Origin of the sequence: Streptomyces sp. NPDC002886, from assembly GCF_042888445.1 — a bacterium.
Classification (GTDB): domain Bacteria; phylum Actinomycetota; class Actinomycetes; order Streptomycetales; family Streptomycetaceae; genus Streptomyces.
The window spans coordinates 515,446-531,776 of sequence record NZ_JBIAPV010000005.1 but is presented as its reverse complement, the minus strand read 5'-3'; the positions used below and the strand labels follow the sequence as shown (position 1 = coordinate 531,776).

The 16,331-nt window shown below is 73.7% G+C and carries 15 protein-coding genes and 1 pseudogene; 12 read left to right on the top strand and 4 right to left on the bottom strand.

The genetic code is table 11. The features are described 5' to 3' along the window. A pseudogene (locus ACFYYB_RS25960) lies at positions 1-751 on the top strand (hypothetical protein); the annotation flags it as partial. Between the two features lie 324 nt (positions 752-1,075). After that, positions 1,076-1,915: a hypothetical protein gene (locus ACFYYB_RS25955; protein ID WP_389437922.1), complete on the top strand. Its 840-nt coding sequence runs from the start codon at positions 1,076-1,078 to the stop codon at positions 1,913-1,915. A gap of 63 nt (positions 1,916-1,978) precedes the next feature. Here ACFYYB_RS25955 and ACFYYB_RS25950 read toward each other — a convergent pair whose 3' ends face one another. Beyond that, on the bottom strand, positions 1,979-3,250 hold the full coding sequence (locus ACFYYB_RS25950; protein WP_389437873.1) for a DUF1015 family protein: 1,272 nt from the start codon (positions 3,248-3,250) through the stop codon (positions 1,979-1,981). A 116-nt stretch (positions 3,251-3,366) separates the two neighbouring features. On the opposite strand from ACFYYB_RS25950, the gene ACFYYB_RS25945 reads away from it, so the two are divergent. From ACFYYB_RS25945 to ACFYYB_RS25930, 4 genes are all read left to right on the top strand, one after another. Then, positions 3,367-4,437 (top strand): HAD-IIA family hydrolase, encoded by a 1,071-nt coding sequence (locus tag ACFYYB_RS25945; protein ID WP_389437870.1) that lies wholly within the window; start codon positions 3,367-3,369, stop codon positions 4,435-4,437. An 83-nt stretch (positions 4,438-4,520) separates the two neighbouring features. After that, positions 4,521-5,570, top strand: coding sequence for a FecCD family ABC transporter permease (locus tag ACFYYB_RS25940; protein WP_389437866.1), 1,050 nt, complete (start codon positions 4,521-4,523; stop codon positions 5,568-5,570). Further along, positions 5,567-6,643, top strand: a complete 1,077-nt coding sequence (locus ACFYYB_RS25935) for a FecCD family ABC transporter permease (RefSeq protein WP_389437865.1) — start codon at positions 5,567-5,569, stop codon at positions 6,641-6,643. The genes ACFYYB_RS25940 and ACFYYB_RS25935 overlap by 4 nt, the downstream gene beginning before the upstream one ends. Next, positions 6,640-7,503 carry an ABC transporter ATP-binding protein gene (locus tag ACFYYB_RS25930; protein WP_389437862.1) on the top strand — a complete coding sequence of 288 codons (864 nt, stop codon included), beginning with the start codon at positions 6,640-6,642 and terminating at the stop codon, positions 7,501-7,503. Before ACFYYB_RS25935 ends, ACFYYB_RS25930 begins: the two co-directional genes overlap by 4 nt. 25 nt (positions 7,504-7,528) lie before the next feature. On the opposite strand, the gene ACFYYB_RS25925 is transcribed toward ACFYYB_RS25930, so the two are convergent. After that, a complete protein-coding gene (locus ACFYYB_RS25925) occupies positions 7,529-7,876 on the bottom strand; it encodes a sterol-binding protein (protein WP_327307455.1) in 348 nt (115 codons plus the stop codon). Positions 7,877-7,942: 66 nt separating this feature from the next. On the opposite strand from ACFYYB_RS25925, the gene ACFYYB_RS25920 reads away from it, so the two are divergent. The 5 genes from ACFYYB_RS25920 to ACFYYB_RS25900 all read left to right on the top strand — a co-directional run bounded on the left by ACFYYB_RS25920 (position 7,943) and on the right by ACFYYB_RS25900 (position 13,161). Next, positions 7,943-8,203, top strand: a complete 261-nt coding sequence (locus ACFYYB_RS25920) for a hypothetical protein (RefSeq protein WP_389437858.1) — start codon at positions 7,943-7,945, stop codon at positions 8,201-8,203. A gap of 7 nt (positions 8,204-8,210) precedes the next feature. After that, positions 8,211-9,026, top strand: a complete 816-nt coding sequence (locus tag ACFYYB_RS25915; RefSeq protein WP_389437855.1) for a TlyA family RNA methyltransferase — start codon at positions 8,211-8,213, stop codon at positions 9,024-9,026. Then, positions 9,023-10,009, top strand: a complete 987-nt coding sequence (locus ACFYYB_RS25910; protein ID WP_389437853.1) for an NAD kinase — start codon at positions 9,023-9,025, stop codon at positions 10,007-10,009. The genes ACFYYB_RS25915 and ACFYYB_RS25910 overlap by 4 nt, the downstream gene beginning before the upstream one ends. Positions 10,010-10,153: 144 nt before the next feature. Next, a complete protein-coding gene (recN, locus tag ACFYYB_RS25905) occupies positions 10,154-11,890 on the top strand; it encodes a DNA repair protein RecN (protein ID WP_389437920.1) in 1,737 nt (578 codons plus the stop codon). 182 nt (positions 11,891-12,072) lie between these two features. Further along, positions 12,073-13,161 (top strand): glycosyltransferase family 4 protein, encoded by a 1,089-nt coding sequence (locus tag ACFYYB_RS25900; RefSeq protein WP_389437852.1) that lies wholly within the window; start codon positions 12,073-12,075, stop codon positions 13,159-13,161. 28 nt (positions 13,162-13,189) lie between these two features. On the opposite strand, the gene ACFYYB_RS25895 is transcribed toward ACFYYB_RS25900, so the two are convergent. Next, on the bottom strand, positions 13,190-13,840 hold the full coding sequence (locus tag ACFYYB_RS25895; protein ID WP_389437849.1) for a TetR/AcrR family transcriptional regulator: 651 nt from the start codon (positions 13,838-13,840) through the stop codon (positions 13,190-13,192). A gap of 117 nt (positions 13,841-13,957) precedes the next feature. On the opposite strand from ACFYYB_RS25895, the gene ACFYYB_RS25890 reads away from it, so the two are divergent. Continuing rightward, positions 13,958-14,653 (top strand): hypothetical protein, encoded by a 696-nt coding sequence (locus tag ACFYYB_RS25890; protein WP_389437845.1) that lies wholly within the window; start codon positions 13,958-13,960, stop codon positions 14,651-14,653. Between the two features lie 2 nt (positions 14,654-14,655). On the opposite strand, the gene ACFYYB_RS25885 is transcribed toward ACFYYB_RS25890, so the two are convergent. Beyond that, a complete protein-coding gene (locus ACFYYB_RS25885) occupies positions 14,656-16,278 on the bottom strand; it encodes a PucR family transcriptional regulator (RefSeq protein WP_389437842.1) in 1,623 nt (540 codons plus the stop codon). Positions 16,279-16,331 lie beyond the last annotated feature (53 nt).

The window sequence follows — 16,331 nt, the reverse complement described above, 5'->3', positions numbered from 1 at the left end:
TACCCCCCGTCGTGACGACGACCGCGGTGGATTCCGTGGCGGCCGTGACGACCGTGGCGGCGACCGTCCCTCGTACCCCCGTCGCGACGACCGTCCCTCCGGTGGCGACCGTCCTTCCGGCGGTGGCTTCCGCCGCGACGACCGTGGTGGGGACCGTCCCTCTGGTGGTGGCTTCCGTGGGAACGACCGGGGCGACCGTCCGTCGTACCCGCGTCGCGATGACCGTCCCTCCGGTGGCGACCGTCCGTCGTACCCCCGTCGTGACGACGACCGCGGTGGATTCCGTGGCGGCCGTGACGACCGTGGCGGCGACCGTCCCTCGTACCCCCGTCGCGACGACCGTCCCTCTGGCGGCGACCGTCCCTCTGGTGGCGGCTTCCGTGGCAACGACCGGGGCGACCGTCCGTCGTACCCCCGTCGTGACGACGACCGCGGTGGATTCCGTGGCGGCCGTGACGACCGTGGCGGCGACCGTCCCTCCTACCCCCGTCGCGACGACCGTCCCTCCGGTGGCGACCGTCCCTCCAGCGGTGGCTTCCGCCGCGACGACCGCGGTGACCGCCCCTCCGGCGGTGGCTTCCGTGGGAACGACCGCGGTGACCGTCCGTCGTACCCGCGTCGCGATGACCGTCCCTCCGGTGGCGACCGTCCGTCGTACCCCCGCCGTGACGACGACCGCGGTGGATTCCGTGGCGGCCGTGACGACCGTGGCGGCGACCGTCCCTCCTACCCCCGTCGCGACGACCGGCCTTCTGGCGGCGACCGTCCCTCCTACCCGCGTCGCGACGACCGGCCTTCTGGCGGCGACCGTCCCTCCTACCCGCGTCGCGACGACCGGCCTTCTGGCGGCGACCGTCCGTCGTACCCGCGTCGCGATGACCGCGGTGGCGACCGTGGTGGGTTCCGTGGTCGTGACGACCGTGGTGGCGACCGTGACTTCCGTGCGGACCGGGACCCGGTCAAGCGGCTTCCGATCGATGACGACGTCACCGGCTTCGAGATCGACTCCGACGTTCGCCAGGAGCTGCTGAGCCTGCCCAAGGGCCTGGCCGAGGAAGTCTCCAAGAACCTGGTCATGGTGGCCCGGCTGATCGACGAGGACCCGGAGCAGGCGTACGCGTACTCGCGCATCGCCCTGCGTCTGGCCTCCCGTGTCGCCGCCGTGCGCGAGGCCGCCGGCTTCGCCGCGTATGCCAACCAGAAGTACGCCGAGGCGATCGCGGAGTTCCGCGCCGCCAAGCGGATGACCGGTTCGGTCGAGCTGTGGCCCGTCATCGCCGACTGCGAGCGCGGCCTCGGCCGTCCGGAGCGGGCGCTGGCCATGGCCGGCGAGCCCGAGGTGCAGAAGCTGGACAAGGCCGGACAGGTCGAGATGCGTCTGGTCGCGGCCGGTGCCCGCCGGGACATGGACCAGCTCGATGCTGCCATCGTGACCCTGCAGAGCCCGGAGCTGGCCTCCAACTCCGTGCAGCCGTGGACCGCGCGTCTGCGGTACGCCTACGCCGACGCCCTGCTGGCGGCCGGTCGTGAGGACGAGGCGCGCGAGTGGTTCGCCAAGACCCTCGAGGCCGACAAGGACGGGGCCACGGACGCCTCCGACCGGCTCGCCGAGCTGGACGGTGTCGAGTTCGTCGACGCCTCCGCCGAGGACTCGGACGCGGACTCGGACTCGGACGTGGATGCGGACGTCGAGGTCGACGACGAGTTCGACGACGAGGACGAGGACGACGAGGACGACGAGGACGACGACGACCCGGAGGTCGTGGCGGCCGAGCGTGCCTCCGACCAGGCCGAGTACTACGACGAGGACGACGACGAGTACGAAGGTGACGCCGATGTCGACGTCACCGACGAGATCGTCGTTCTCGACGAGGACGACGACCGTCGCGAGGCCGGAGTCCGCGACGACGGCTGAGTGAGCTGAGAAGGGCGGTACCCCCGATGGGGGTACCGCCCTTTTTCGTTGGTCGGGGGACCTTCAGTCCACGCTGCGCAGCACCAGACCGGTGGCCGGCTTCGGGCCGAAGGAGGTGGACTTGCGCGGCATCGTCACGCCTTGGCGGGCCAGTTCCCGTACTACCGCCTCGCGTACGGGGTGCAGCAGGACGGCCGTGCCGCCGAGGCGCTCCGCCATCTCCACCGTGGCCTCGGTGTCGTGGATGTAGGAGATCTGGTCGGGTGCGTCGGGGACGGACCAGAGCGTGTCCAGCAGGGTCGCGTGGAGGACCGTGGCGTCCAGCCGGCGCCAGGCCTCGGGGCGGTCGCCCCGGACCGTGCGCTCGATCAGGGCCGGCTCCGGGTCGGTGACCAGGTGGAAGGTGCCGTCACCGGTGAGCAGGAAGGCGTTGCCGAGCTCCGCGGCCTCGGCCAGGGCCGCCATGGCGGCCGGCAGCGGGCCGTCGACGGTGCGGACCCGGAAACGGCCGTCGAGGGCGGCCAGGGCGGCGGCCGGGGCCAGGCGCCGGAGCAGCCGGTGGATGGCGCGGACCTGGAGCGGGTAGCGGGCGGTGTCGACGAGGAGGACCAGGCCGAAGTCCCAGGGGGTGGGGGAGCCGTGCTCCTCCTGGAGGCGCAGGTACGTGGCCCAGCGGTGGTGGCCGTCGGCGATGAGGGCCTGGCGCTCACCCAGGTCGGCGGTGATCGCCGCCAGGTCGGCGGGGTCCGTGATCGCCCACAGGCGGTGCTGGAAGCCGTCCTCGGTGGTGGTGGAGAACAGCGGGGTGGAGCGGGCGGTGCGCTCCACGACCGCGGCCGCGCCCGCCGCCGGATCGTCGCCCAGGTAGGTCAGGAGGAGCGGTTCGAGGTTCGCCGAAGTGGCGCGCATCAGTCCGGCGCGGTCGGTGACCACGTGCGGCATGACGTCCTCGTGGGGGAGGACGATCCCGGCGTCCGCGGTGGAGAGGGCGAGGGCACCGATGACCCCGCGCTGGAGGAGCTCGCCCCTGCGCTGCTCGTAGACGTAGAGCGCGGGTACCGGATCGGCGCTGAGGATGCCCTCGGCGAGCCAGTCGCGCAGGGTGTGCGCCGCCTGCTGGTTGCGGGCGTCGGGGGTGTCGGCCTGCGGGAGGATCAGGCGGACGATGTTGTGGGGGTCCGCGGACTCCAGGTGGTTGAGTCCGTCGGGGCGCACGACCACGTCGTACGGCGGCGAGGTCACGGCGGCCAGGCTGCCGACGCGCTCGGGGACATAGCGCAGGCCATGGAACGGGATCAGGCGCAGTCCGTGGTCCGCGGTGCCAGATGTGGTCATTGGTGAATCGTAAGACCCGTCTCGCCATGCGGGATGATCGGGGGAGTACGGAAACCGGACAAGATCGATCTCTCCCCAGCTACCGCTGGGACGTGCCCCCAGGAGGAGCAGCCACCATGACCCGGCAGAGCAGGACCCTTCCCGCGGGCAGTGAGCGCAGTCTGCACCAGGCGTACGACACGGCTCTGCTGGACCTCGACGGGGTGGTGTACGCGGGCGGAGAGGCCATCGCGCACGCCGTGGACTCGCTCGCGGCGGCCCGGGCGGACGGGATGCACCTGGCCTATGTGACGAACAACGCGCTGCGCACCCCGGACGCGGTCGCCGAGCACCTGAGCGAGCTGGGCATCCCGACGGAGGCCGGCGAGGTGATCACCTCCGCGCAGGCGGTGGCCCGGCTCATCGCCGAACAGGTGGAGCCCGGGGCGAAGGTGCTGGTCATCGGTGGCGAGGGGCTGCGGGTCGCGCTGCGCGAACGCGGGCTGGTGCCGGTGGACTCCGCGGAGGAGGAGGGGCTCGCCGCGGTGGTCCAGGGGTACGGAGGGCCCGATCTGCCGTGGGGGCGGTTCGCGGAGGCCTCGTACGCGATCAACCGGGGGGTGCCGTGGTACGCCTCGAACACCGACCTGACCATTCCGGGGGCGCGGGGGATCGCGCCGGGCAACGGGGCCGCCGTGGAGGTCGTACGGATCGCCACGGGCGCGGACCCGCAGGTGGCGGGCAAGCCGCTGCCCCCGATGCACCGCGAGACCGTGCTGCGTACCGGGGCCAAGCGGCCGCTGGTGGTCGGTGACCGGCTGGACACCGACATCGAGGGCGCCTTCAACGGGGACGTGGACTCGCTGCTGGTGCTGACCGGGGTGACGGACGGGGCGCAGCTGCTGCGGGCGGAGCCGAAGTACCGGCCGACGTACGTGGACCGGGACCTGCGCGGGCTGCTGACCGGGCAGCCGGAGGTGGTCCCGGCGGCCGGGGGCGGGTTCCGCTGCGGGGAGTGGACCGCGGTGGCGCTGGACGGCGTACTGGAGCTGCGCGGTGCGGACGCGGGCGGCGGGGCCGATGGTGCGGATGCCGCCGACGGTGCGATGGACGGGCTGCGGGCGCTGTGCGCGGCGGCCTGGACGCAGGCGGGGGAGGGCTCGTGCGGGCTGGACGCGGGGAAGGCACTGGCCCGGCTGGGGCTGTAGGCCGGGCGGGAAGGACCTAAGGCCTGGTCGGAGGGCTGTTCGGGAGGATCGGGCAAGGCGGAGGGTAGGCTAACCTAACTTTCGTGTTGGTCGAGAGTCCCCCCGAAGAACCGAGCGCGCCGCCGGCCGCCGCCACCCGCTCGCGCCACGGTGCGCGAGCCGCCGGTCTGCTCGCCGCCTTCGGCGTGCTCGCGCTGATCGTGGTGGCGAGCGTCGCCGTCGGCGCCAAGCAGATGCCCCTCCACGAGGTCTGGCACGGCCTGTTCCACTACTCCGGGACGGCCTCCGACGTCGTCGTACGGGACCTGCGGGTCCCGCGGACCCTGCTGGGCGTGCTCGTCGGCCTCGGCCTCGGGCTGTCCGGCGCCGTGATGCAGGCCCTGACCCGCAACCCGCTGGCGGAGCCGGGCATCCTCGGTGTCAACGCGGGGGCCGCGGCGGCCGTCGTATCGGCCATCAGCTTCTTCGGGGCGTCCTCGCTGAGCGAGTTCGTGTGGTGGGCCTTCCTCGGCGCCGCCGTCGTCTCCGTGGTCGTGTACGTGCTCGGCGGCAGCCGCAGCGCCACGCCCGTGCGTCTGGCGCTCGCCGGTACGGCGGCCACCGCGGCCCTCGTCGGGTACATCAACGCCGTGCAGCTGATGGACAGCAAGGCGCTGGACAAGCTCCGCTTCTGGACCGTGGGCTCGCTGGCCTCCGCGAACATGGACACCGTCCGGCAGGTGGCGCCCTTCCTGGTGGTCGGCGCCGTCCTCGCGCTCTGCCTGGGCCGGCCGCTCAACGCCATGGCCATGGGCGACGACACCGCGCGGGCGCTCGGCGCGCACCTGACGCGGACCCGGATCGGCGCGATGATCGCCATCACCCTGCTGTGCGGGGCCGCGACCGCCGCCTGCGGGCCGATCGTCTTCGTCGGCCTGATGATCCCGCACCTCGTACGGTTCTTCACCGGCCCGGACATGCGCTGGGTGCTCGCGTACTCGGCGGTGCTCTCGCCCGTCCTGCTGCTCGGCGCCGATGTCATCGGCCGGGTCGTCACCCGGCCCGCCGAACTCCAGGTCGGCATCGTCACCGCGCTGATCGGCGGACCCGTCTTCATCTACCTCGTCCGGCGCAAGAGGATGGCCCAGCTGTGACAGTGACCGACGCACCCGACACGGCGCGCAGGGGCAGGACCGGGCCACGGCCGGTGCGCCTGCCCGGCGGCCTGTCGCTGCGCCTGGAGCGGCGCGCGCTGGGCGTCGGGGCGCTGCTCCTGGTGCTCGTGGCGGCGGCGGCCGTCCTGCTCATCGGCACCGGCGACTTCGACATCGCCCCCTGGGACGTCGTACGGACCTTGCTGGGCAACGGCACGCCGGCGCACGAGTTCATCGTCAACGACCTGCGGCTGCCGCGGGTCCTGGTCGGCCTGCTGGTGGGCGCGGCCCTCGGCATGGCCGGCGCCGTCTTCCAGTCCGTCTCGCGCAACCCGCTCGGCTCGCCGGACGTACTGGGCTTCGGCTACGGATCGTCCGTCGGCGCGCTGCTGGTCATCGTGCTGTTCCACGGCGGCGCCGGCGAGGTGGCCGCCGGGGCCCTCGTGGGCGGGCTGGTGGCCGGCGTCGCCGTGTACCTGCTCGCGTACAAGCGGGGCATCCACGGCTACCGGCTGGTCCTCGTCGGCATCGGCACCTCCGCGATGCTGGTCGCCGTCATCCAGTACCTGCTGACGAAGGCGCAGCTCGTCGAGGCCACCCGCGCGATGGTCTGGCTGACCGGCTCGCTGGCCGGCCGGGACTGGGCGCAGGTCTGGCCGCTGCTCGCGACCTGCGCGGTGCTGTTCCCGCTGGTCCTCGGCCAGAGCCGGGCCCTGCGGATGATCGAGATGGGCGACGACGCGGCGTACGCCGTCGGGGTGCGGGTCGAGCGGACCCGGCTGCTGCTGATGGTGGCGGCGATCCTGCTCACCACCGCGGCCAGCGCCGCGGCCGGGCCGATCAGCTTCGTCGCGCTGGCCGCGCCGCAGCTCGCGCGCCGGCTGACCCGTTCACCGGGGGCGAGCCTGCTGACCGGGGCGCTGATGGGCGCGCTCCTGCTGCTGGTGTCCGACTGGGCCGCACAGCGGGCCTTCGGCGCCGACCAGTTGCCGGTGGGAGTGGTGACGGGGCTGATCGGCGGCTGCTACCTGCTCTGGCTGCTCGTCACCGAGCGCAAGGCGGGCCGCATATGAGCGACCAGAGGGGCCGGAAGGACATGAGCGACCAGAGGAGCAGGCAAGTGCAGCGGCTGACCGCGCAGAACGTGACCCTCGGCTACGACCAGCGGGTCATCGCCGAGAACCTGTCGGTGGAGATCCCCGACCGGTCCTTCACCGTGATCGTCGGCCCCAACGCCTGCGGCAAGTCCACCCTGCTGCGCGCCCTGTCGCGGATGCTGAAGCCGACGGCGGGCCGGGTGCTGCTGGACGGTCAGGCGATCGGGTCGATGCCGGCGAAGAAGGTCGCCAAGACCCTGGGGCTGCTGCCGCAGTCCTCGATCGCACCGGACGGGATCACGGTGTCGGACCTGGTCGCGCGGGGCCGCTACCCGCACCAGGGGCTGCTGCGGCAGTGGTCGGGGGAGGACGAGCGGATCGTGGAGGAGTCGATGGCCTCCACCGGGGTCGCCGAGCTCGCGGACCGGGCGGTGGACGAGCTGTCGGGCGGGCAGCGCCAGCGGGTGTGGATCGCGATGGCGCTGGCGCAGCAGACGCCGCTGCTGCTGCTGGACGAGCCGACGACCTACCTGGACATCCAGCACCAGATCGAGGTGCTGAACCTCTGCGCGGAGCTGCACGAGGAGCAGGGGCGGACGCTGGTCGCCGTGCTGCACGATCTGAACCACGCGGCGCGCTACGCCACCCACCTGATCGCGATGCGGGACGGAAGGGTCGTGGCGGAGGGGCCGCCCGCCGAGGTGGTCACGGCGGAGCTGGTGGAGCGGGTGTTCGGGCTGCGGTGCCAGGTCATTCCCGACCCGGAGACGGGGACGCCGCTGGTCATTCCCGCGGCGCGGGTGGCTCGTCGCCCGGTGGTGGCGCACGCGGAGTAGGTGTGCGGCGCCGCCTCCCGGGGCTCTACAGCATGCTCTTGAGGCGCAGGAGGTCGCGGAAGCCCGCTTCCAGGCGGATGCGGCCCGAGGCCCAGGCCTTGGGGAACTTCAGGTCGCCGGCGACCAGGGAGACCAGGTCGTCGCCGGTCATCGCGAGCCGGATCTCGGCCTTGGCGGCCGGCGGGCCCGGGGCCACCGCGTCCACGCGGATCTCGCCTCCGGCGAGGCGGCCCGTGAACGTCCGGTCCAGGTCGGTGATGTGGCAGCTCAGCGAGCGGTCGAGCGCGGTCGCACCGCGCACGTCGCCTTCGGCCCGCGCCAGGTTGTCGGAGAGTTGGTCGAGTGCCGCACGGCACTCCTCGATCGTAGCCATCGTGATCCCGACCGTACCGCAGAGCCGTGCGCGGTCGCGGTCGCCCTACGCGGTAGCGTCGGGGGCATGAACGAAGAAGTGCCCGACGCGGTCCAGGCTCCGGACGCAGCCCCGGCCGCGCCCGCCGGGCCGGCCGCGCTGGGACTCGTACGCACTCCCACCGGGCACGCCGGAGCGGACGCCGCGCTGGAGCGGCTGGCGGACGTGGACCACCTCCCGGCGGACGGACACGTCGAGGTGTACGAGGATGTGCACAGGGGGCTGCGCTCCGCGCTGACCGCGCTGGACGCGACCGAAGGCCCTCGTCGTTACGAAAACAGGAGCTGAACCGATCGTGGCAGGAGTGGCACGCCGCCGCCTGGACGCCGAACTGGTACGCCGCAGCATGGCCCGCTCGCGCGAGCACGCCGCGCAGCTGATCGCCGCCGGCCGGGTGACCGTGGGCGGCAACACGGCGACGAAGCCGGCCACCCAGGTCGAGACCAGCGCGGCCCTCGTCGTCCTCAAGGACGACGGCGACCCCGACTACGTTTCCCGGGGCGGCCACAAGCTCGCGGGGGCGCTCGCGGCCTTCCAGCCCGAGGGGCTGCGCGTGGAGGGCCGCCGGGCGCTGGACGCGGGCGCCTCGACCGGCGGGTTCACCGACGTGCTGCTGCGCGCCGGGGTGGACCACGTGATGGCGGTGGACGTCGGCTACGGGCAGCTCGCCTGGTCCCTGCAGAGCGACGACCGGGTCACCGTCAAGGACCGCACCAACGTGCGCGAGCTGACGGTGGAGCTGATCGACGGGGTGCCCGTGGACCTGGTCGTCGGTGATCTGTCCTTCATCTCGATCGGGCTGGTGCTGCCCGCGCTCGTACGCTGCTGCGCGCCGGACGCGGATCTGGTGCTGATGGTGAAGCCGCAGTTCGAGGTCGGCAAGGACCGGCTCGGCAGCGGTGGCGTGGTGCGCAGCAAGGAGCTGCGCGCCGAGGCCGTGCGGGACGTGGCGGCGCAGGCGTGGAAGCTGGGCCTGGGCGTGCTCGGGGTGACCGCGAGCCCGCTCCCGGGCCCCTCGGGCAACGTCGAGTATTTTCTGTGGCTGCGGGCGGGGGCACCGGTGCTCGACCCGGCGGACGTTGATCGTGCAGTGGCGGAGGGGCCGCAGTGAGTGATCTTTCGGGGGACCCGGCACAGTCGGGGAAGTCAGGGAAGTCGGAGCGTTCGGGGGCGTCGGGGAAGTCCGGGGCGTCGGGGAAGCGGACCGTCTTCCTGCTCGCGCACACCGGGCGGCCGGCGGCCATCCGCAGCGCCGAGCTGGTGGTGCAGGGGCTGCTGCGCAGCGGGCTGGGCGTACGGGTGCTGCGACACGAGGCGGTGGACCTGCCGCTGCCGCCCGAGGTGGAGCTGGTGGCGGAGTCCGAGTGCACCCCGGAGGTGCTCGACGGGTGCGAGCTGCTGATCGTGCTCGGCGGCGACGGGACGCTGCTGCGCGGCGCGGAGTTCGCGCGCGGCTCCGGGGTGCCGATGCTCGGCGTCAACCTGGGCCGGGTGGGCTTCCTCGCGGAGGCGGAACGGGACGACCTGGACAAGGTCGTGGACCGGGTCGTGACGCGGGAGTACGAGGTCGAGGAGCGGATGACCCTCGACGTGATCGTGCGGACCAACGGGGACGTCGTGCACCGGGACTGGGCGCTGAACGAGGCGGCCGTCCAGAAGGTGTCCCCGGAGCGGATGCTCGAAGTGGTCCTGGAGATCGACGGGCGCCCGGTGTCCGGCTTCGGCTGTGACGGGATCGTCTGCGCGACGCCGACGGGATCGACGGCGTACGCCTTCTCGGCCGGCGGGCCGGTGGTCTGGCCGGAGGTGGAGGCGCTGCTGATGGTGCCGATCAGCGCGCACGCGCTGTTCGCCAAGCCGCTGGTGACCTCGCCCGACTCGGTGCTGGCCGTGGAGGTGCAGACCGGGACCCCGCAGGGGGTGCTGTGGTGCGACGGGCGGCGGACGGTGGAGCTGCCGGCCGGGGCCCGTGTGGAGGTCCGGCGGGGCGCGGTGCCGGTGCGGCTCGCCCGGCTGCACCACGCGTCGTTCACCGACCGGCTCGTCGCGAAGTTCGCGCTGCCGGTGTCGGGGTGGCGCGGGGCTCCGCACTAGGGCCGCAGCCCCGTCGCGTACGGGGTCCTGGCCCCGTTCGCGCAGCATGCGTACGTAAATAGCATGATTGTTCGAGCCGGTTCGGGCTGGTGACGTCACATGGCACCCATGAAACCTCGGTATCGTCGTCCCGTGCTTGAGGAGATGCGGATACGGTCGCTCGGGGTCATCGACGACGCTGTGGTCGAGCTGTCACCCGGTTTCACCGCGGTGACCGGCGAGACCGGCGCGGGCAAGACCATGGTCGTCACCAGCCTCGGGCTGCTGCTCGGCGGACGGGCCGACCCCGCCCTGGTGCGGATCGGGGCCAAGGCGGCGGTCGTCGAAGGGCGCATCGTCATGCGCCCGGACGCCCCCGCCGCGCTGCGCGCCGAGGAGGCCGGGGCCGAGCTCGACGACGGCGCCCTCCTGATCAGCCGGACCGTTTCCGCCGAGGGCCGCTCGCGCGCCCACGTCGGCGGCCGCTCCGTGCCCGTCGGGCTGCTCGCCGAGCTCGCCGACGACCTCGTCGCCGTCCACGGCCAGACCGACCAGCAGGGCCTGCTCCGGCCCGCCCGGCAGCGCCAGGCCCTCGACCGGTACGCGGGCGACGCCGTCGCGGTCCCCCTGGAGAAGTACGCGGCCGCCCACCGCAGGCTGCGCGCCGTCGCCGGGGAACTGGAGGAGATCACCACCCGGGCCCGGGAACGCGCCCAGGAGGCCGACCTGCTGCGCTTCGGGCTCGACGAGATCGCCGCCGTGGAACCGCTCTCGGGCGAGGACACCGAGCTTGCGGCGGAGGCGGAGCGCCTCGGGCACGCCGAATCGCTGTCCTCGGCCGCCCAGGTCGCGCACGCGGCCCTCGCGGGCAACGTCGAGGACCCGGAGGGCGTCGACGCGGGCGCGCTCGTCGCCGGCGCGCACCGCGCACTGGAATCCGTACGCTCCCACGACCCGGCGCTCGGCGCGCTCGCCGAGCGGATCGGGGAGTTGGGCATCCTGCTCGGGGACGTGGCCGGGGAACTCGCCGGGTACGCGGACGACTTGGACGCCGACCCGCTGCGCCTGGCGGCCGTGGAGGAGCGGCGGGCGGCGCTGACCCAGCTGATCCGGAAGTACGGATCCGCCGGGCACCCCGAGAACACGGTGGACTCCGTCCTGGAGTGGGCCGAACGCGGCTCCGTACGGCTGCTGGAGCTGGACGGCGACGACGAGCGGATCGACGAGCTGACCGCCGAGCGGGACGGGCTGCGGCTGGAACTCTCCGCACTGGCGCAGGCGTTGACGGACGCACGGAACGAGGCGGCGACCCGCTTCGCGTCGGCGGTCACCGAGGAGCTGGCCTCCCTGGCGATGCCGCACGCACGGGTCACCATCGACGTCCGGCAGACCGAGGACCCCGAGGGGGTCGAGGTCGGCGGCCGGCTCGTCGCGTACGGGCCCTCCGGCGTCGACGAGGTCGAACTGCTGCTGGCCCCGCACCCGGGAGCCCAGCCGCGGCCGATCGCCAAGGGCGCCTCCGGCGGTGAGCTGTCCCGGGTGATGCTGGCCGTCGAGGTCGTCTTCGCCGGCTCCGACCCGGTGCCGACGTACCTCTTCGACGAGGTCGACGCCGGCGTCGGCGGCAAGGCGGCCGTGGAGGTCGGGCGGCGGCTCGCGAAACTGGCCAAGGTGGCGCAGGTCGTGGTCGTCACGCACCTGCCGCAGGTGGCGGCCTTCGCGGACCGGCAGCTGCTGGTCGAGAAGACCCACGACGGGTCCGTGACCCGCAGCGGCGTCACCGTCCTGGAGGGCGAGGCGCGGATCCGCGAGCTGTCGCGGATGCTGGCCGGCCACGAGGACTCGGCGTCGGCGCGGGCGCACGCGGAAGAGCTGCTCGCGGCGGCCCGGAGCGGCGCGTAGGGCCTCTCGTCGTCGGCAGGGTCAGCCTGCTGACGCCCCGCTAGCCCGTGTGGGTGAGGATCGGGGGGTCGTGGCGGTATCTCACACGGGATCCGCACCCGTATGGTCCCGGAACGCGCGTGCGGACTGGCATTCTGAGCGACGTCCTTGCCTCTTCCTCCCTCACCCTGGAGCTTCGGCCCGTGAGCAGCTCCCCGGTCCCGGTCCCCGTCCCCGTCCTTCGCACCGTCCAGGTGCTCGGCGGCGCCGGCGGTGGTGCGCACGTGCGGTCGCTGGCCACCGGGCTCGCCGCGCGCGGCGTCCGGGTCACGGTGTGCGGGCCCGTCGAGACGGAGGGGGAGTACGACTTCACCGGTGCCGGGGCGAGGTTCACCCCGGACGCGGTGAGCGCGCTGCGGGCCGAGTGCGTGGAGGCCGACGTGGTGCACGCGCACGGCGTACGGGCGGGCATGCGCGCGGCGCTGGCCCTGCGCGGGCGGCGGGTCCCCCTGGTCGTGAGCTGGCACGGCGCCGGCCCCGGCGGCGGCCGGCTCAGCCTGCTGCTGGAACGGCACGTCGCGCGGGCCGCGGCGATCGTCCTCGGAGCCTCCTCGGCGCAGGTCGATCTGGCCCGGCTGCGGGGAGCGCGGGACGCGCGACTGGCGGCGGTGGCCGTCGCCGCCGCGGCCACCGAGCCCTCCGGGGCTTCGGATGCCCCGGACCACGGGAAGGTCCGGGCGGAACTCGGCGCCGTGGAGCGGCCGTTGCTGATCGCGGTCGGGAGCCTGGTGCCGCGGCGCGGGTACTCCGTCCTGCTGGACGCGGCGCGGGAATGGCGTGACCTGGACCCGATGCCGCTGCTGGTCATCGCGGGAGAGGGGCCGATGCGGGCGGAGCTCACGCGGCGCATCCAGTCGGAGCACCTGCCGGTGCGGCTGCTCGGTCAGCGGCGCGACGCCGCGCGGCTGCTCGCGGCGGCGGACGTCGCGGTGCTGCCGAGCCGGTGGGAGGCGCGGTCGCCGCTCGCCCAGGAGGCTCTGCGGCTGGGCGTGCCGTTGGTGGCCACGGCGGTGGGCGGGCTGCCGGAGCTGGTGGGGGCGGCGGGGGTGCTGGTGCCCTACGGGGACGCGGGGGTGCTGGCCGCGGCGGTGGCCGGGTTGCTGGCGGATCCCGCGCGGCGGGGGGAGCTGGCGGTGGCGGGCCGGGCCCAGGCGCTGACGTGGCCGTCGGAGGACGACACGGTGGCGCAGGTCCTGTCGGTGTACGACGAACTGACCTCGCGCCGGCGGTAGCCCGTCCCTCTCGGCTCGCGCGTCCCGCTCAGGTCCCGGCGGTGTGGCGCCGGTCGGGGGTGAGGAGGTAGGCGATCGCCATGTCCGCGAGCTCGTCCGCGTACCGGCGCCTGGCCTCCTCGCCGGTGGCGGGGTCGGGGCGCACCGAGTTGTGGAAGCAGGCGCCGAGGACGGCGCGGGCCGCGGTGTCGAGCGCCTGTCCGGGCCGGGAGCGGCGGATCTGGCCGGTGTACGGGGCCGCCGCTTCGAGCAGGAGGCGGTGGAGCTCGGTGATGGTGCGGGCGCCGCGGTCCAGTGACCGGCTCCCGCGGGTGCGCAGCAGCTCCGGGAAGAGGCGGCTGCTGTCGGCGAAGGATTGCAGCAGAGCGTGCGCGTAGGCGTCCATCACGCCGGAGAGCGAGGGCTCGGCCGTGCGCAGCCGCTCGGCCACGTACTCCTCGCGGCGCTCCAGCATCCGCTCGGTCAGGGCGGTGATCAGCTGCTCCTTGTCCTCGAAGCGGCGGTAGATCGTGCCGACGGAGACGCCCGCGCGCTGCGCGACACCGGCGATCGTCATCTCCTCCAGGCCGTCGGCGGACGCGATCTCCTCGGCCGCCCGCAGGACGCGGGCCAGGGTCGCGGCACTGCGGGCCTGCTGGGGTTCGCGGTAGGACGCTGGGCGCTCGGGCTCCTCGGTCATGTCCCGGATGGTATCCGCACCGCTCTCAACAGGGACTTTTGACAACGGGTGCACTCCTCGGCGTACTCTCATGATGCGAATGTGAATTCACATTCGCATCCTATCGGAGGTGCGACCATGACCATCGACCAGACCTTCCCGCCCGTCACCGTGACCCTCGAGGCCGGACCCTCCGGCGGCGGGAGCATCGACGACTTCGAGCTCTTCTACGCCCGCCGCGCCGTGGACCGCTTCCGGACGCTGCTGGGCCGCCAGGGGCTCCTCGACCTCCTGGCCGCGGACATCGAGGCGGGCAACGCCGTCCTGCGCGAGAGCGCCCGCACCTCGGACGGCGCCTTCAAGGGGGGCACCACCGTGCTCGCCGCGAAGGGGCTCACCTCGGGCGAGTTCCTGGGCTGGATGGACAAGGCGTTCGCGGGGGACGAGCGCGTGCTCCTCGCGGCGCACCCCGAGCACTACGTGATGGGCACCGATGAGATCGGCGCGCGCGTGGTGGAGAACATCGGCCCGCACATCGCCGACTTCTACATGGGTGGCTGGGGCACGGACGCGCTGGACTGGGCCAAGGACGCGGCCGAGCTGCTCCCGGAGTCGGAGTTTCCGCGCAAGATGTCCTCCAACCTCTTCCTGGCCGACGGCACCGTCGTCGGGCGGGCGCTGATCCAGTTCGGCGACACGGCCGACGGTTTCACCGCGGACCTGACGGTCTACTTCCCCGTCACGTGCCCGGACGAGGTCCTGGACCACCACCTGCGGCACTACGCCGTCGAGTTCCGGAACTGGATCGTCGCCGCGGCGGCCGCCCGCGCCTGACGTCAGGAGGGAATGGTGTGGCGGCGGGCTCGGAGGGCCAGGCTCAGGGAGAGGACCGTTTCCGGGTCGTCCAGGTCCGCGCCCAGGAGTTCCGAGATGCGGGCCAGGCGGTTGTAGAGGGTCTGGCGGTTGAGGTGGAGCTCGCGCGCGGTCTCCGCCTTGCGGCCCGCGTGGGCCAGGTAGGTCTCCAGGGTGGGGAGGAGCGGCGGCCGGGAGACCGTGTCGTGGACGCGCAGGGCGCCGATCGCGCGGTCCACGAAGGCCGCCAGGTCGGGGTGTTCGCGCAGCCGCCACAGGAGCAGGTCGATGTCCAGGCGGCGGGCGTCGTACCAGGGGCGGGCGGGGAGTCCGTGCGCGGCCGTGGCCGTCTCTGACGCGTGGCGCAGGCCCGCCGAGACCGTCGCCCAGCCGCCGCACACGCCGACGACCACCGCCGGCGCGGCCCCCGCGCGGTCCAGGCCCGCCCGCTCCACGCCGGTCCGCAGGGCCACCGCGACCCGGTCGGACACCGTCGTGCGCTCGGCGTCGGAGCGCAGGGAGACCAGGAGGGGGACGCGGCCTTCCACCGGGCGGACGCCGAGGAGCACCGGTACGCCGACGGAGGCGAGTTCCTCCAGGACGGCCCGGGCGAGCACGGCCCAGTTGCCGGAGGGGGCCAGGTCCGAGGACAGCCGCATGACGATGGGCAGGAGCGGGCCTGGTCCCGGCTTGAAGCCCAGGACGCGGGCCTGGGCGGGGGCGTCCTCCGCCGAGATCCGCCCCTCGGCGAGGTCCGTGAGGAAGTCGCCGCGGCCGCGCGCCGCCAGCTCGTCCTCCTGCCGGGCCTGCATCAGCACGACGGCCAGTACGCCAGCGGTCCGCTCCGCGGCCATCCGGTGCACGGGCAGCAGCGGCGCGGACACCCCCAGCAGGACCAGCCGGGCCCGCACCGAGCCCGCGCCGCGGCCGCCGCCCGGGACGTCGACCACCACGGCGTTGCCGGAGGGCTCCGCGTCGCGTTGGCCCCGTAGGCCCTCCCACACCTGGAGCGGGTCCGCCGCGGCCTCGCCGGCGACCGGGCCCGCCGCGTACAGCAACTGGCCGTCGGGGGTTTCCAGGAAGACCGGGTTCGCGGTGAAGTCCGCCAGGATGTGCAGGACCTGGGGGATCCCGCCGCCGTCGAGCAGGGCCTCCGTACAGCGCCGGTGGACCTCCTCGGCGCGCTGGAGCAGGGCGTAGTGCCCGTTGACGATCTCGGTGTGGACCTCCTCCGTGACGGTCACGAAGGGGACCTCGCGGTGCAGCTGGACGAGGGGGAGGCCGACCGCCCGCGCCGTCTCCACCAAGGTCGCCGGGAGCCGGGTGAAGCGGGGTCCCAGCTCGACGACCAGTGCGGCGATGCCCCGGTCCGCGAGGCGGCGTACGAAGGCGCGCTGCTCGGCGGGGCGGGTACCGAGGCCGAGGCCGGTGGTCAGCAGCAGCTCGCCGCCCTTGAGCAGGGAGGCGATGTTGGGGACCTCGCCCGCGTGCACCCAGCGCACGGTCCGGCCGAGCCGGTCGGCACAGGCCACGACCTCGGGAAGTCCGCTGCGCAGCCCCGGCAGCTCAAGTGCCCGCTGAACCGTGATCCCGCCCTGATTGTCCATATGGCGGACGCTACCGGGGCTCTTGTTCCGTGCACATCACCGGGCGGTTACGG

Bases quoted from the DNA above. Each gene is read 5' to 3' on its own strand.
- ACFYYB_RS25890 (WP_389437845.1), top strand. From the start codon at position 13,958: ATGACCATCGACCAGACCTTCCCGCCCGTCACCGTGACCCTCGAGGCC.
- ACFYYB_RS25895 (WP_389437849.1), bottom strand. From the start codon at position 13,840: ATGACCGAGGAGCCCGAGCGCCCAGCGTCCTACCGCGAACCCCAGCAG.
- ACFYYB_RS25955 (WP_389437922.1), top strand. From the start codon at position 1,076: ATGGTGGCCCGGCTGATCGACGAGGACCCGGAGCAGGCGTACGCGTAC.
- recN (WP_389437920.1), top strand. From the start codon at position 10,154: ATGCGGATACGGTCGCTCGGGGTCATCGACGACGCTGTGGTCGAGCTG.
- ACFYYB_RS25925 (WP_327307455.1), bottom strand. From the start codon at position 7,876: ATGGCTACGATCGAGGAGTGCCGTGCGGCACTCGACCAACTCTCCGAC.
- ACFYYB_RS25945 (WP_389437870.1), top strand. From the start codon at position 3,367: ATGACCCGGCAGAGCAGGACCCTTCCCGCGGGCAGTGAGCGCAGTCTG.
- ACFYYB_RS25885 (WP_389437842.1), bottom strand. From the start codon at position 16,278: ATGGACAATCAGGGCGGGATCACGGTTCAGCGGGCACTTGAGCTGCCG.
- ACFYYB_RS25950 (WP_389437873.1), bottom strand. From the start codon at position 3,250: ATGACCACATCTGGCACCGCGGACCACGGACTGCGCCTGATCCCGTTC.
- ACFYYB_RS25930 (WP_389437862.1), top strand. From the start codon at position 6,640: ATGAGCGACCAGAGGGGCCGGAAGGACATGAGCGACCAGAGGAGCAGG.
- ACFYYB_RS25920 (WP_389437858.1), top strand. From the start codon at position 7,943: ATGAACGAAGAAGTGCCCGACGCGGTCCAGGCTCCGGACGCAGCCCCG.